Raw genomic sequence first — 14,754 nt, 5'->3', positions numbered from 1 at the left:
GTTTCAAGTTTCCGCGTCATTTTAGTCATCACTTACCGAGATGCCGCCAGCGCCGGGCGCATCGACGAGGCGGGTATTGACGAAGCTCCGGACGGCAGCGTCCATCCTCTGCCAGTCCCCGAGCTGATTGCTGGAAAAGCGATAGAGCACACTGAGATCCTTGCCGACCTTGATATCTCTCTGGCAGTCGCCGCTGGTCGCCCGATCTGGCGAGGAGGGCAAGATGCAGCGCACGACATAATCCGGCTCGCCAACGCGCGGCGCCGTCAGAAGCACCTCGTCGCTATAGCCGGCGTCGGCGCGCAGACGATGTGTCGTCAGCCCATGCGGACCGGCGAAGGCTGCACCGTCCATCAGATGCGAATAGATCGGCTCCAGCCGGCCGGACATGTCCCGCGACATCGTGCCCTGGCTGAGCTGCAGGAATATCAGCGAGGCAGACTGCGAAATATCGTCAAACCGTAGACGGTCGGCATCGCTATAGCCCTGCATTTGCGGCCAAGTGAGGTAAAGATCGATGCGCTCGGCAACGCCGTTTACCCGTTCGCTCGGGAAGCGAATGGTATTGGCGCCAAGGCGCAATGAATCTTCGCCGATCGTCACCGTGATCGGTTTGACACTGTCCGTGTGGCCGGCCAGCGAGATCTTCTCGCCGAGCCAGCGGCCGCCGATGGTGATGGCAACTGTAAGGGCTGCAAGGACGGCAATGCCGGCCGTGAGACGGTAAACCAGGCCGCTCGATATTAGCGGCTGTTCGTCGATCGTGGGGGCGGACGACAGAGGAGGGGTCATGCTCTTGCCTTCGGTTCCATTCCGCCTTGGAAACCATCGTCAATGACGTACCCGCCGCGGCTCAAGACCCCTAACGAGTCTCGCTATCGAATGATTGCCGCCATGATGGTTAACGAGTCGTTAAGAATGCATTGGTGCGCATATTTATTGGCGCATATACCTTTCTGAAAATCGGGGCAGATTTCGGGCCGGCGCGCTTAAGCTTTTCATGGCATCGCAAAATCGCTCTATCTTTTTTGTTTTCCACAATTCCGGGCAAGGAGCCGCCGGGCACTTTTCCTCAGATCATTCCAAGCACGCTCCGGAAACGAAAAGAGCCGTTCCCGGGACAGCGGGAACGGCTCCGAGGCGCCGGTCAGGACAGAAATGCGGGGACAGACCGGAGCCCTTGATCCAGACCGCCAGTGCTAGGTCACCGGCGATCGCGTGGAGAAGTGAGACTTACCTCAAGCTGCCGACCGCGACGGCGCGGCCATCCTGTATCTTGACCCAGCGGGCCGGATCGTCGGCGGACTGGCGCTTCAAGAAAGTATATTCGGTATCCGACCAGAGCTTCACCTTATTGCGCATGTTGTCGAGAATGAAGTCGCCGCGATCGGTGCGTACCGTCAACACGGCATGGCCTTCGCCGTTTGGCTGCAGCACGACGGTCATCAGCAGATCGGAGACAGAAAAGCCGGCGTCGATCAGTTCCTTGCGCTTCCGCAGAGCGTAATCCTCGCAGTCGCCGGCGGTGGTCGCGATTGCCCATTTTTCTTCAACGCCATAGAGTTCCATGTCGGTCATCGGCTTGATCGTCGTGTTGATCGTATAATTGATTTTCAGGATGGTCTTCCAGCGGTCTTCGGTCAGGATGGCAGGACCGGCATCGCCGCCGGCATAGGCACATTCCTTCGGATTTTCCTTACAGAACTCGTAATGACCGATCGGCGGCGCAGCATCGCCGGTGAGCGTCATGGTGGCCGGCGTCGCATGGGCGAAGCCGAGACAGCCGAAGGTAAAGAGAGCCATTGCGGCATAGCCGCGAAGAAGGAATTGAAAGCTCATGTCCGTGTCCCTGTTTTATTGGGATCAGAATGACATGCAGGCTTTTACCCGACGCAAAATTACGCAGTTAAATTAAGGACTTAGTTGATTCAAATAAGGATCGAATTGTCGTAAAATGAGAGCAAAGCTTGAATCAAACTTTCGGAGAATTCGATTAAAATTTGAATGTTTTCCCGCGCGGGCCAGCGCATTGAGAATCCTCATATCCTCTTGTTTTCAAAAGATTTTGTTTCCGACCGCAGAAATCGGGGAGGCACAGCATTGGACGATGGCTGAGCCGAAACGGGACGGTCGCCTCGGCTCAGCACGTGGTCGGAAACTTGCCGATAGCCCAGATTCCCATTGCGCTGTGCCATTTTGGGAAAAAGCGTTCAAAAAATTTTTGATTATTTTTTGCCGGCAACGACAATCGTGCGAAATTCGTTTGTTGCTTCGACGATGGCCGCCGCCATCTCCAGTGTCGCCGGCGAATGGGCCGAATTGGGAACAATGACCAATCTGGCCGCCGGCCACGCCCGTGACAGCTCCCACGCTGTGACAACAGGTGCCTCGAGATCGAGCCGGCCCTGGATCATCGTGCAAGGAATACCTGCAAGCCGATCGATGTCCCTCAATATCTGTCCCTCTTCCAGCCAGCCGCGATGGTGAAAGTAATGCGTGATGATACGTGCCCTTGCGGTAAGATACCGAGAATCGAACCAACGGCCCGGCAAAGTCGCACGCGGGTCGACGAGGATCGAAGCCGATTCCCAGTCGTGCCAGTCCTTCGCGGCTTTGACATGGACGGCCGGATCGGGATTGCGGAGGAGGTGACGATATGCGGTAACCAGATCGCCGCCGCGCTCGCTCTCCGGAAGGGCTGCACGGAACCGCTCCCATTCCTCGGGAAAGAAGCGGGCCAGACCGTTATAGAGCCAATCGATCTCGGATTGCCGTGTCATGGTGACGCCAACGACAATGAGGGCCGCAACACGTTCCGGATGGACCTCAGCGTAGACCAACGCCAGAGTGCAGCCCCAGGAGTTGCCATAGACCAACCAGCATTCGATACCGAGGAAAAGCCGAAGCTGCTCGATGTCGCCAACCAGATGCCATGTCGTGTTGGCGGAAAGATCGGCCTCCGGCTCGGACGCATGCGGCAGGCTCCCACCGCAACCGCGTTGGTCGAATTGAATGATGCGATAGTGTTCCGGGTCGAAAAAGCGGCGGGTGCTGGCGGAACTGCCCGACCCCGGACCGCCATGCAGGACGACGACGGGAATGCCGTCCGGATTGCCCGATTGCATCCAGCGGATGCTCTGGGCATCACCAACATCCAGCATGCCCTGATCAAAGGGCTCGATTTCAGGATAGAGCGTCTTCATCGGCCATCACGCAGACAGAGGGGCGAAACGCCGCTATTTCAAGTATCGATGTGACAGCAGAATGAACGGATTAGAGAAATTCGCGCAACGTCTCGCGGGATTGTACCGAGAGAAACTCGATTGCGACGCCTTCCATGAAGTGGCGAACGACGCGACCGCGCATGTTACCGAGACGAACCGGCGTTCCGATCGGTGGGCGTGCCTCGACGTCGACGGCAGCGCCCGAGAGCGACAGATCCATGATGCGGCAGACATAGCGCGTGCCGTCTTCCAGCGCCAGTTCGCTGAGGTTGGTGCGCGGTGTCAGGCGATCGTGGCGACGATCTTCCGGCAGACCGAGTTCATGCTTGTTGGCCAGCCAGGTGAGCTGAGCGGCAAGCTTTTCGCGCTTGCGGTCGGTCGCGTTGATCGACATGCTGAAACCACGGCCGTCGACGGCGACGACATGGCCCTCGACGCGGCCGAGATGGTCGATATAGGCCACGACGCGCTCATTGGTGCGCGGACGGCCCTGGCAAGCCACATACATGTCGCCCGGCGACATGTCGGTAACCAAGCATTCGAATTCTTCGTAATTGGCCAACATCAAGCGGCCCTGCATGTTGATCGGAACCCGCTGAAAGGTCCCCTGATCCCTGCGAGGCGCATTCCCTGCCAATTGGTTTGGCCGCATCGTCTGGGCTGGCTGGAATGAATGCATGAAAAGGCTTCTTGAACCGATTATGTTTCATGCAATCACTAGCCGAAACTTCTTAAGGTAAAGTTGTCTTACCTAAGGGAAAGCTCAGAGACGACGGCCGAATGTGTGTCGCGATGGGTCAGCCGGCTCATGATTGCGTCCGCCAGCCTTCGGATTCAGCATGCGGCGCATCAAGTCACCGAGCCCGACCCCGTCGTGAGGGGACATCAAATTTGCGTGTTCCGCATATGGTGGGAGTTCAACGGGGCGGGCAGGGCGTTCATACAGCAAGCGGCTGCGATCGAGCGCCAGGAACTCGAGACGTTCGCTACCAAGCCATGTTGCATGTGCACCAGGCGTCAGGCAACCGAGCAGCCGATCGCAGACGTCGCCGGCCGAACGCAACGGCATCAGCACCATTTCGAACGCCATGTGGCGACCGCTGATGCTGTAACCGGTCGCGTTGATCAGAGCCGGAACCACATGTGCCATCACGCCGGCGGCGATGCGCACGGGATCATCGGGCTGGCGGCCGGCCCAGAGCGCGGCAAAACTCTCGCCGCGAAGCTCACGCCCCATGAGATTGCAAATCGCTGTCCCGGCCAGCCGAAAACGCGGCGCCTCATGCGGCACGGCCTCCAAAATAAAGAGTTCAGGCAGAATATGACGGACCGCCGAAGGCTGTATCAAATTGCGCAGGGGCGCATCCGCATTGCCGCGAAGCTGCTCCCAAAAGGTAAATATCTCGATGCTGGTTTTCTGCCGCATGATGCGTCCGTGTCCCGTTTCAGTTCAAATGCCGGGGCATTCATTGCCCTCACGAAACACCCTGCTTATTTCGTGCCAACGCCGAGCCATTAAGGTTAACGGAGAGTTTCATTTGCCCGCCGCGGTGATGAGTGAGAGAAATATTCCATCACTTCACGAGGTGACCTTCAGCACAAACTATCTCGGGTGTTGGGACATAAACCAGTGCGGTACATCCCAACGAGGAGCGCCCGAGCAAGCCGTCCACCCGGGTTGGACGGCTTTTTTTTTGATATTCGCTGCTGTATGTCTCGAGTCCCTTCTCAAGAGATCAGAGCAAGACATGGATGATGCAGAGCCACCGCGCCATGAGCCCGACGAAAATCGGCCGCCGCAGCGCGTTCCTGCTTTCAACGTGCCACCCGTCATCCTCGCAAGCCTTGGCCTGCTTATCGTCGTTTTTGCTATTCAGAATCTGCCCTGGTGGTCGGACGAAACGCTGAATTGGCTGTATTTCACCTTCAGCTTCATTCCCGCCCGCTATGCTTTCCCGCTGTCGCAGCAGGGGCTGGAATGGCTGTGGACGCCGGTTACCTATTCGCTCCTGCACGGCAGTATCGAACACATCGCCTTCAATGGACTGTGGCTGATGGTCTTTGCCGCACCCGTAGCGCGTCGCATCGGCGTTGCACGCTACGTGATCTTCTGGATTTTTTCCGCGGCTGCATCCGCATTCCTGCATGCCGTCATCTATTGGGGCGATCAAACCTTGCTGATCGGCGCCTCGGGTGTCGTTTCGGGGCTGATGGGAGCGGCCTGCCGTTTTGCTTTTCCCGCCATGGACACCCGCCGCTTCGGCATACGCCAAGCGCATCTCAATCCTCGGCTCTCGATCGCGGCTTCGCTGCGCAGCCGCACGGTCGTTGCCTATATCGTGATGTGGATCGCCGGCAATGCGCTCGTCGCTTTTGGCATCACGATTGTCGGCGACAGCGCCCAGCCGGTCGCCTGGGATGCACACATCGGCGGCTTCCTTTTCGGCTTCCTCCTGTTTTCGCTGTTCGACCGGCAACCCCGCATTGAAGTCGAAAACTCGGCTCCATCAGCGGAATGAAGCTGTTGCTTTCTCATCCTCACTAGCGCACCATCCAACCTTATCGGCCGTAATGGGAAGAGACCGGCACGGTCGGTAACGGGAGCAACGGTCCGAAACCTTGAGGCGGTTTCGGAACAAATCCGGCGCTCAATTGTTCACTGTGCTTTCGAGATGGGAGGATCGAATGTCAGTTTCCGTAAGAGCCATACTTGATGCCAAAGGTCGCAATGTCGTTACTACCAGTGGTAATACGACCCTCGCTGAAGCCGCCAAAATTCTGAACGAGAACCGCATCGGCGCCATCGTCGTCATGGGAATGGCAGGTAAGATTTCCGGCATCTTCACCGAGCGTGATGTCGTCAACGCAGTTGCCAAGCATGGCCAGGACAGCCTCAGTCAGCCGATTGCCTCGCTGATGACGGCGAAAGTGCACCGCTGCAAAGAAGACACCACCACCGATGAATTGATGGAGCTGATGACGCACCGCCGCTTCCGCCACGTCCCCGTGGAAGACAAAGGCAAGCTAACCGGCATCATCTCGATCGGCGACGTCGTCAAATGGCGTATCCGCGAAATCGAACTCGAGACTGAACAGATCAAAGCCTATATCGCAGGGTGAGGAGCGGTTCGGCAGAGCCGAAGCAATCGACCCGGTGGTCGATTGCAGCGACGAACGCCCTGAGCCTAAAGCGAAGGGCCGGGCGTTACGCCATATGCGAGATCCTATCCCGCCCCTAGTTAAGCAAGCTGGGCTTGGAGCGACCTGCCTCTGCAAAGCTTGTGTCTATTGACGCCTACCGCGCAAAGGCTTCCTGCATGCGCCTGATCTCCGCAAGCCGGGCCGATGCCTCTTCATAGCCGCGTTCGATTGCCTCGCCGGCACGGTGAAATTCCGACAGACCGATGTCGCTGAGGCGCGGGTGCAACGCCAGGTCCGGCGGGTCGCCGGCAAGGCGGGCGCGGGAAATCCGATCCTGGATGATGTTGAAAGCCTGGACCATGACGCCGGTCATGCCAAGCTTGGTATAGGGCGCTTCGTCACGGCGTTGCTGTTCGCCATGCAGCGGACCGGCAGTATGTTTGACGACGGCGGAACGGCCGAATAGGTCATAATGCAGATTGATGGCGACCACGAGCGGCTGCTCGTAGGCGCGGCAGACGGACACGGGCACGGGATTGACCAGAGCGCCGTCGACCAGCGTGCGGCCGTTGGTCCGAACCGGCTCGAAAATGCCGGGCAGGGCATAGGAGGCCCGTAGCGCCGTGATCAGCGAACCATTGGCGATCCAGACCTCATGGCCGGTGTTCAATTCCGAGGCGACGGCAACGAAGGGGCGGTCGAGTTCTTCGATCGAAAAGCCTTCAAGGTGTTCCTGCATGCGCTTCGTGAGCCGCATGCCGCCGAAAAGGCCGCTGCCGCCGATCGTGAGATCGAGGAGGCTGGCGATGCGGCGCATGGTCAGCGAGCGGGCAAAAGCCTCCAACTCGTCGAGTTTGCCCGCGAGATAACAGCCGCCGACCAGTGCTCCGATGGAGGTGCCGGCTATCATGCCGACCTCGATGTCCGCCTCATTCAGGGCGCGTAGCACACCAATATGCGCCCAGCCACGGGCAGCGCCGCCGCCGAGCGCCAGAGCGATCTTTACTTTCTTTGGGGGAGTTGGGGGGGCGGGCGGACCAGGAATGTTGGGCGAGATGGTTGGACCCGAACCCATAGGAACCTGTCCGGCGCTCTGACGAATCAACCCCCAATTCAACATGGTATGCCACCCTCCGAGGCGTATGCGTGCCTCTTGCTAAAATACTGTCCCTTTTTTCTTTCCAATTCGTATATTGGGTTATTGCTTGTTCAGTCGGCGTGCGGGTTCTTAGTGCCCGTAGACCTCGCCTGGATCGAAATGCAGGTGATCGTCCACGACGTTCAGCACCGGCTTCCCGTCCTCCAGCTCGACAGTGCGATAGAAACAGGAACGTCGTCCAGTATGGCACGTTGCATCGTGACCGGCGACCTCAACTTTCAGCCAGATAGCATCCTGATCACAATCGGTACGCATCTCCTTCACCGTCTGCAGATTTCCGGAGGTTTCACCCTTTTTCCATATTTTTCCGCGCGAACGGCTGAAGTAATGCGCCGTTTTTGTCTTTATGGTCAGTGCCAGGGCCTCGGCATTCATATGCGCGACCATCAGCAGTTCACCATCATGAGCGTCGGTAACGATCGCGGTGATCAAGCCGCGGTCATCGAAACGGGGGGTGAAATCTCCCGCATCCTCTAGTTCGGATTTGTCTGCAGAAGGCTCGTTGAATACCAGGTTCATCTCCGGCTCTTTCTTTGAAGCCTTATTAGCGGCTCCGGACCATCGTCATGAAACGGACCTGCTCGGCCGGATCGGCCTTGAAGGCACCGGTGAAAGTCGTCGTCAACGTCGACGAGCCTTGCTTCTGCACACCGCGCATCGCCATGCACATATGCTCTGCTTCGAGCATGACGGCGACGCCGCGTGGGCGCAGCGTTTCGTCGATGGCGTTGGCGATCTGGGCGGTCATCGCCTCCTGTGTTTGCAGGCGGCGGCCAAAGATTTCAACGACACGGGCAATCTTCGACAGGCCGAGAACGCGGCCGCTCGGAAGATAGGCGACGTGCGCCTTGCCGATGATCGGCACCATATGGTGTTCGCAATGCGAGAAGAACGGAATGTCGCGCACGAGGACCATGTCATCGTAGCCCGAAACCTCTTCGAAGGTGCGGCCGAGCACATCCTCGGGGTTCATATCGTAGCCGGCGAAGAGCTCGCGGTACGCCTTGACGACGCGTGTCGGCGTATCGAGCAGGCCTTCGCGCTGCGGATCGTCGCCTGCCCAACGAAGCAGAACGCGAACGGCGTCTTCGGCTTCCTTTTGGGACGGACGGTCCAATTCCGGATTGGATTCAAGTGCCTGCGGAAAGTTCTTTACAATGGCGTCCATTACCTGTGGTCTCCTGATCCGCAACGCGGATCTCATTTTGTCGGACTCGCCACTGGCATTCCCCTGAAACATGGGGAACTATGTACCTTTGGCGGGCTCCGGGGCGTTCTGGCTGGCGGACAAGCCTGCCGTCCTGCACGGTTTCCCATCAAACTTACAGAAGACCATTGCAATTTCGTGGCCTTCGAACGACATACATATAGTATGGCATTGTTCCTGTGAAAGTGTCCTAACGCGACACGCTGTGTTTTTTGTTATGAAACACTGAACGGGTACGTGGGAGCAAGATCGATGATGGACGACATCTACAACAGCAAGATCCTGGAATTCGCCGGCAACATCGAACGAATCGGCAGCCTTTCCGACGCCGATGCAAGCGCCCAGGCCCATTCCAGACTCTGCGGCTCCCGCGTCAAGATCTGGCTGAAAATGGACGGCGATGTCGTTACCGATTTTGCCCACGACGTCAAGGCCTGTGCCCTCGGGCAGGCCTCGTCCTCTATCATGGCCCGCCATGTGGTCGGTGCCACCGCAGCCGAACTGCGCAAGGCACGCGAAGATATGCTTGCGATGCTGAAGGCGGACGGCGAGGGACCTGATGGACGCTTCGAAGACATGCGTTATTTGAAGCCCGTTCGAGATTACAAGGCGCGCCATGCCTCGACGATGCTGACCTTCGACGCCGTCGTTGACGCAGTTGGACAGATCGAAGCGGCGCGCGAGGGCGAAAGCACCAAGACCGCCGAAGCCGTCTGAGCGAGGCGCTGATCTATGTGCCAATTCTGTCTGATGCAGGACGACGATGGAGACGAGGGCGGTGCTGCCCCTCCAAGACATGTGCAGCGCGGTGGATCACCTTCCGCCGACAAGGCGGTCAAATCGCGCAATTATTCCGGCCCCTTCCGCAAGACGCCCGACAGGCTGCTCGGTATGGGCCTCATCCGCCTCTACCAACTGACGCTTTCCGGCTTCATCGGCAATTCCTGCCGTCACATCCCTACCTGCTCGGAATACGGCTACGAATCGATCGCCCGTCATGGCCTGTGGGCTGGCGGCTGGATGACGCTGTTCCGGGTGGCGCGATGCGGGCCAGGCGGTACCAGCGGGCTTGATCCCGCACCGGAAGTGCTGGAAAACCGCTACCATTGGTGGACACCATGGCGCTATTTCCGCCTAGGGCAAAAGGCTGCCTGATCGCATGGCAGTCTACGTGGCGCTTCTGCACAGCATCGTCCTCGGTAGTGGGCGCCGCGTCGTCATGAGCACGTTGCGGGAGATGGCGGAAGGCCTCGGATTTTCCAGTGTTAAAACGCTGGTCGCGACCGGCAATCTCGTCTTCGAGGCCGACGAACAACCAATAGCGGAGATCGAAACTCGGCTTGAAGCTGGCTTCGCACAAACCTTTGGCAGGCCTGTCGATATCATCGTCCGCGATGCAGCGACCTGGCGCAAGCTTGCCGCCGGCAATCCGTTCGATGGCGGCGAGGGCAGCGAGGTCATCGTTCGCGTCATGCGCCAGCCGCTGGCACCGTCGGTGATAGACACGCTCGAGAAGCACAGGAATGGCCCGGAGCGCTTGGCCGTGATCGACGGCGACTTATGGATCGATTTCGGCGGGAAAGCGAGCGAAACGCGTCTGCTGTCCGCGCTCACCACCAAACGCCTCGGCGTCGGCACGTTGCGAAACTGGAACACGGTGCGCGGATTGGCCGAGATGATCGGGCGTTAAAGCCGCTTCTCCTTTACTAAATCGCCAAATATCGCTATCAGGCGACCGCGTTCAAAAACACTGATTGACCGCTTCCATTAAACCACCCGCATTCGTTGGCGGGACTGGACAAGGAGAATTTCGATGTCCCAAGCCGTTTCCCTGACATTTCCCGATGGTTCCGTGCGCAGCTACGATGCCGGCGCAACCGGCCGGGATGTCGCCGAATCCATTTCCAAATCGCTTGCCAAGAAAGCCGTCGCCGTTGCGATCGACGGCACCGTGCGCGACCTCTCCGACCCGGTTACCGAAGGCAAGATCGAGATCATCACCCGCAACGACGACCGCGCGCTGGAACTCATCCGGCATGATGCGGCGCACGTCATGGCGGAAGCGGTGCAGGAACTGTGGCCCGGCACGCAGGTGACCATCGGCCCGGTCATCGAAAACGGCTTCTATTACGACTTCGCCAAGAACGAGCCCTTCACGCCCGACGACCTTCCGGTCATTGAGAAGAAGATGCGCGAGATCATTCAGCGCAATGCGCCGTTCACCAAGCAGATCTGGTCGCGCGAGAAGGCAAAGGAAGTTTTCGCGTCCAAGGGTGAGCGCTACAAGGTCGAACTTGTCGATGCCATTCCGGAAGGGCAGGACCTGAAGATCTATTATCAGGGCGATTGGTTCGACCTTTGCCGCGGGCCGCACATGGCCTCCACCGGCCAGATCGGTTCGGCCTTCAAGCTGATGAAGGTGGCCGGTGCTTATTGGCGCGGCGACAGCAACAATCCGATGCTGACCCGCATCTATGGCACGGCTTTTGCCGAGCAGGCCGATCTCGACAATTATCTGCACATTCTCGCCGAGGCCGAGAAGCGCGATCACCGTCGTCTCGGCCGCGAAATGGACCTGTTCCATTTCCAGGAAGAGGGTCCAGGCGTCGTCTTCTGGCACGGCAAGGGCTGGCGGATGTTCCAGACGCTGGTGTCCTACATGCGCCGGCGGCTTGCTGACGACTATCAGGAAGTCAACGCGCCGCAGGTGCTCGACAAGTCCCTTTGGGAAACCTCCGGTCACTGGGGCTGGTATCGCGACAACATGTTCAAGGTCACTGTCGCCGGCGACGAGACCGACGACGATCGCGTCTTCGCGCTGAAGCCTATGAATTGCCCTGGCCACATTCAGATCTTCAAGCATGGCTTGAAGTCCTACCGCGAACTACCTATCCGGCTTGCGGAATTCGGAGCCGTGCATCGCTACGAGCCCTCGGGCGCGCTGCATGGACTGATGCGCGTGCGCGGCTTCATACAGGACGATGCGCATATCTTCTGTACCGACGAGCAGATGGCTGCCGAATGCCTAAAGATCAATGATCTGATCCTGTCGGTCTATAAGGATTTCGGGTTCGATGAGATCACGATCAAGCTTTCCACTCGTCCGGACAAGCGTGTCGGCTCCGACGATCTATGGGATCGCGCCGAAAGCGTGATGATGAATGTGCTGGATACGATCAAGCAGCAATCGAACAACATCAAGACCGGCATTCTGCCGGGCGAGGGCGCGTTCTACGGGCCGAAGTTCGAATATACGCTGAAGGATGCCATCGGCCGTGAATGGCAATGCGGCACGACGCAGGTCGACTTCAACCTGCCGGAACGCTTCGGCGCCTTCTATATCGACCAGCATTCCGAAAAGACGCAGCCGGTCATGATCCACCGTGCCATCTGCGGCTCGATGGAACGCTTCCTCGGCATCCTGATCGAAAACTTTGCGGGCCATATGCCGCTCTGGGTCTCGCCGCAGCAGGTGGTCATCGCAACCATCACTTCGGAAGCGGATGACTACGGCAACGAAGTAGCGGAAGCGCTGCGCGAGGCCGGGCTCAATGTCGAAACCGATTTCCGCAACGAAAAGATCAACTACAAGATCCGCGAGCATTCGGTGACGAAGGTTCCGGTCATCATCGTCTGCGGCAAGAAGGAAGCCGAGGAGCGCTCGGTTAACATCCGCCGCCTCGGCAGCCAGGCGCAGACGGCAATGGCGCTCGATGAAGCCATCGCTTCGCTTTCGCTCGAAGCTACGCCGCCGGACATCCTGCGCAAGCGCGAAGCCAAGCGGGCCAAAGCCGCTTGACATCAGAAGTTGTCTGACGGCACCTTCATAGAGCCGTCAGATAACTGACATTAAACTTTAATATATACACTGAATCAGAGTGTTGCGTGCCCTGCCTGACATGCGGCCCTATGAGATTTAAGGAGCGGGGAAGCCCGTCGCGGATTTGGATTTCAAAGAACTATCCTACGCCAATGAACGGGATACGCGCATCAAGCGCTGGTTCATCCGCTCCATCGAGGGCCTGTCCGGCCGCGATCGCTATGCCCGGCTCTACGACATCTGGCGCAGCGATATTGTCGGCAAGAGCGAGCGTGTCTTCGGCAAGATGCTCGATCTCATCGATGTGCGCTTGGTTGCCAAGGGCGAGTGGCCGCCGCGCGAGATTCCCGATGCGCCGATCGTCATCGTCGCCAACCATCCCTTCGGCATTGGTGATGGCATCGCAATCCTGGCGCTTGCCGAGCAGCTCGGCAGACCCTTCAAGGTGCTGATCCCAACGAATTGCTGAAAGTGCCTGAGATGGCCGATTATTCGCTGCCTGTCTCTTTTGAGGAGACCAAGGAGGCGATGGCGATGAACATGAAGACGCGCCACGAGGCGGTTCGGTTGCTGAAAGAAGGTACGACGATCATCGTCTTTCCGGCCGGCGGCGTCGCAACCGCCAAGAAGGGCTTCGGACGCGCCGAGGATCTGCCCTGGAAAATCTTTCCCGCCAAGCTCATCCAGGCAGCACGCGCCAGCGTCATTCCGGTCTATTTCGAGGGACAGAACGGCCGGCTGTTCCATCTCGCCAGCCGCGTGTCGCTGACCTTGCGGTTATCCCTTTTGATCCGAGAATTCCGCCGTCTGTCCGGCAGCACCATCACCGCGCATATCGGCGGGCTGATGAGCTGGGAAGCGCTCAGCGAAGGCAACGACCGCAAGGATCTCTTATCCAAGCTCTACAGCGCCGTATTTTCCATGGCGCCGCCGAAGCGGGCGCTGCGAAAAAGAGCCAGCTAGCCCCACGCTGAATGATATGAGTCGGCGCTTGCGGCAGCGTCAATCCATGCTGTCGCCATCTTCCCCGCCGGCCGGTGCCAATTGCTCGTAAGTCGGCAATGGACGCTGCTGGCTCGAAGCGGGCTGCTGCGTCTGCGGCACTTGGTTCCGCTGTACTTCCGGCGGCAGAACGGGAATCTGTTGGGCTGGCCGCTGATCGTTGGCATCCTGCGGCTGCTGTTCCTTCATCAGAACTTCAACATCGGTGTTCGTGCCCGCCGCGACGGTGAAGTCGCGTTGGTAAATCTTGTCCTTGTTGCGGGCAACGGCCGTGTATTGGCCTTCTGCAAGCACCATGGTCGGGAAGGCGCTGAGGCTTTCTCCGACGATATCGCCGGCGGAGGTCAGGATCGACCAGGCCGTATCGGCTATAGCCTCGCCGCCTTTGTCCGACACCAGCTTGAAGGTGATCTTCGCCGCTCTGTGCTGGATCGTGGCTTCGGTCACCTTGCCCGCTTCCACCTGGATATCGGCACGGATGACGGCGTTGACGGCACCATATTCGGAGACGACGTGATAGGTGCCGGCGCTGAGGCCCACCAGGGTGTTCGGTTTGACGTCGGACATGACGAGGCCGCGCTCACCGTCTTCCTTCGCATCGCTGGAATAGATCGAAAAGCTCAATTCGTCCGATGGGATGCGAACGTCGGAACCGGAGACGGCGTTCAGCACCATGCCGCCGGCGTCGAGCACCATGGTCTGCTTCTGCAGCACCCCGCTTTCAGGCACGGTCAACTTCTTGGTGACGCCGGCGCGACCGAAGGAGACGTTGACGAAATAATCGCCGGGCATGAGATGAAAGGACGCCGAGCCGCCTTTCGAGCTTGCGACGAGCGGCAGCTTGCCGTCAGCGCCAGCGAAAGGACTGAAGACGTACCAGGAAAGGCCCTGCAACTGCGGGCCGGTGTCCGGTGCCAGCTTGGCCTCAAGCGAGACGTCGCGCAGTGTTCGGGCGGAAGAATTTTCACTGCCTGGTGCTATGAAGGCGTTGAGCTTCGGCATCTTCACGCTGCCGTCGAGCTGCTTGAACTCCTTGAAGGCATCTTCCGCCGAGGCAACGGTGCTCAGGCTCGCGAAGATCGCGAAACCCGTGACCAAAAGGCGCGCGGATGAAATGCCTGACATGAGTTCCCACCCGATTGACTTCCGGTAAAACACAGGCCACTTCAAGACCAATGCCGTGGCAAATTCAAGACCCACG

Annotated in this window: 15 protein-coding genes and 1 pseudogene; 7 read left to right on the top strand and 9 right to left on the bottom strand. The window is 58.8% G+C overall.

All coding sequences use genetic code 11. The features are described from left to right. Nucleotides 1–21 precede the first annotated feature (21 nt). The 5 genes from CCGE525_RS10785 to CCGE525_RS10765 form a co-directional block, all read right to left on the bottom strand. A complete protein-coding gene (locus CCGE525_RS10785) occupies nt 22–792 on the bottom strand; it encodes a hypothetical protein (RefSeq protein ID WP_120704242.1) in 771 nt (256 codons plus the stop codon). A gap of 441 nt (nt 793–1,233) precedes the next feature. Then, nucleotides 1,234–1,839 carry a transglutaminase-like cysteine peptidase gene (locus CCGE525_RS10780; protein WP_120704241.1) on the bottom strand — a complete coding sequence of 202 codons (606 nt, stop codon included), beginning with the start codon at nt 1,837–1,839 and terminating at the stop codon, nt 1,234–1,236. A 386-nt stretch (nt 1,840–2,225) separates the two neighbouring features. Further along, nucleotides 2,226–3,203, bottom strand: a complete 978-nt coding sequence (gene pip / locus CCGE525_RS10775; RefSeq protein WP_120704240.1) for a prolyl aminopeptidase — start codon at nt 3,201–3,203, stop codon at nt 2,226–2,228. 70 nt (nt 3,204–3,273) lie between these two features. Further along, a complete protein-coding gene (locus tag CCGE525_RS10770) occupies nt 3,274–3,903 on the bottom strand; it encodes a PilZ domain-containing protein (RefSeq protein WP_120704239.1) in 630 nt (209 codons plus the stop codon). 84 nt (nt 3,904–3,987) lie between these two features. Further along, on the bottom strand, nt 3,988–4,650 hold the full coding sequence (locus tag CCGE525_RS10765; protein ID WP_120704238.1) for a PAS domain-containing protein: 663 nt from the start codon (nt 4,648–4,650) through the stop codon (nt 3,988–3,990). A gap of 322 nt (nt 4,651–4,972) precedes the next feature. Here CCGE525_RS10765 and CCGE525_RS10760 point away from each other — a divergent pair, with 322 nt between their 5' ends. Both CCGE525_RS10760 and CCGE525_RS10755 read left to right on the top strand, forming a co-directional pair. Further along, complete coding sequence (locus CCGE525_RS10760) at nt 4,973–5,743, top strand: rhomboid family intramembrane serine protease (protein WP_120704237.1); 771 nt, start codon at nt 4,973–4,975, stop codon at nt 5,741–5,743. Nucleotides 5,744–5,909: 166 nt separating this feature from the next. After that, a complete protein-coding gene (locus tag CCGE525_RS10755; protein WP_120704236.1) occupies nt 5,910–6,344 on the top strand; it encodes a CBS domain-containing protein in 435 nt (144 codons plus the stop codon). Nucleotides 6,345–6,519: 175 nt separating this feature from the next. Here the strand turns inward: CCGE525_RS10755 and CCGE525_RS10750 are convergent, their stop codons facing one another. The 3 genes from CCGE525_RS10750 to folE all read right to left on the bottom strand — a co-directional run bounded on the left by CCGE525_RS10750 (nt 6,520) and on the right by folE (nt 8,692). Then, the gene (locus CCGE525_RS10750) at nt 6,520–7,485 is read right to left on the bottom strand and encodes a patatin-like phospholipase family protein (RefSeq protein WP_120704235.1); all 966 of its coding nucleotides are present in this window, start codon (nt 7,483–7,485) and stop codon (nt 6,520–6,522) included. Between the two features lie 108 nt (nt 7,486–7,593). Then, nucleotides 7,594–8,043 (bottom strand): phosphoribosyl-AMP cyclohydrolase, encoded by a 450-nt coding sequence (gene hisI / locus CCGE525_RS10745; protein ID WP_120704234.1) that lies wholly within the window; start codon nt 8,041–8,043, stop codon nt 7,594–7,596. Nucleotides 8,044–8,068: 25 nt separating this feature from the next. Then, a complete protein-coding gene (gene folE / locus CCGE525_RS10740; RefSeq protein WP_120704233.1) occupies nt 8,069–8,692 on the bottom strand; it encodes a GTP cyclohydrolase I FolE in 624 nt (207 codons plus the stop codon). Nucleotides 8,693–8,983: 291 nt separating this feature from the next. Between folE and CCGE525_RS10735 the strand changes: the two genes are divergently transcribed. The 5 genes and pseudogenes from CCGE525_RS10735 (at nt 8,984) to CCGE525_RS10715 (ending at nt 13,514) form a co-directional block, all read left to right on the top strand. Next, nucleotides 8,984–9,448, top strand: coding sequence for an iron-sulfur cluster assembly scaffold protein (locus CCGE525_RS10735; protein WP_120704232.1), 465 nt, complete (start codon nt 8,984–8,986; stop codon nt 9,446–9,448). A 15-nt stretch (nt 9,449–9,463) separates the two neighbouring features. After that, a complete protein-coding gene (yidD, locus tag CCGE525_RS10730; protein ID WP_120704231.1) occupies nt 9,464–9,886 on the top strand; it encodes a membrane protein insertion efficiency factor YidD in 423 nt (140 codons plus the stop codon). Nucleotides 9,887–9,890: 4 nt separating this feature from the next. Beyond that, nucleotides 9,891–10,421, top strand: coding sequence for a DUF1697 domain-containing protein (locus tag CCGE525_RS10725; protein ID WP_120704230.1), 531 nt, complete (start codon nt 9,891–9,893; stop codon nt 10,419–10,421). A 123-nt stretch (nt 10,422–10,544) separates the two neighbouring features. Further along, the gene (thrS, locus tag CCGE525_RS10720; protein ID WP_120704229.1) at nt 10,545–12,530 is read left to right on the top strand and encodes a threonine--tRNA ligase; all 1,986 of its coding nucleotides are present in this window, start codon (nt 10,545–10,547) and stop codon (nt 12,528–12,530) included. Between the two features lie 145 nt (nt 12,531–12,675). Next, nucleotides 12,676–13,514 (top strand): annotated as a pseudogene (locus tag CCGE525_RS10715) (lysophospholipid acyltransferase family protein). Nucleotides 13,515–13,553: 39 nt separating this feature from the next. Here CCGE525_RS10715 and CCGE525_RS10710 read toward each other — a convergent pair. After that, nucleotides 13,554–14,678, bottom strand: coding sequence for a hypothetical protein (locus CCGE525_RS10710; protein ID WP_120704228.1), 1,125 nt, complete (start codon nt 14,676–14,678; stop codon nt 13,554–13,556). Between the last annotated feature and the right edge of the window lie 76 nt (nt 14,679–14,754).

It is taken from the genome of Rhizobium jaguaris (assembly GCF_003627755.1).
GTDB lineage: Bacteria > Pseudomonadota > Alphaproteobacteria > Rhizobiales > Rhizobiaceae > Rhizobium > Rhizobium jaguaris.
The sequence above is the reverse complement of the archived record's forward strand: the minus strand, read 5'-3'. Positions and strand labels throughout refer to the sequence as shown.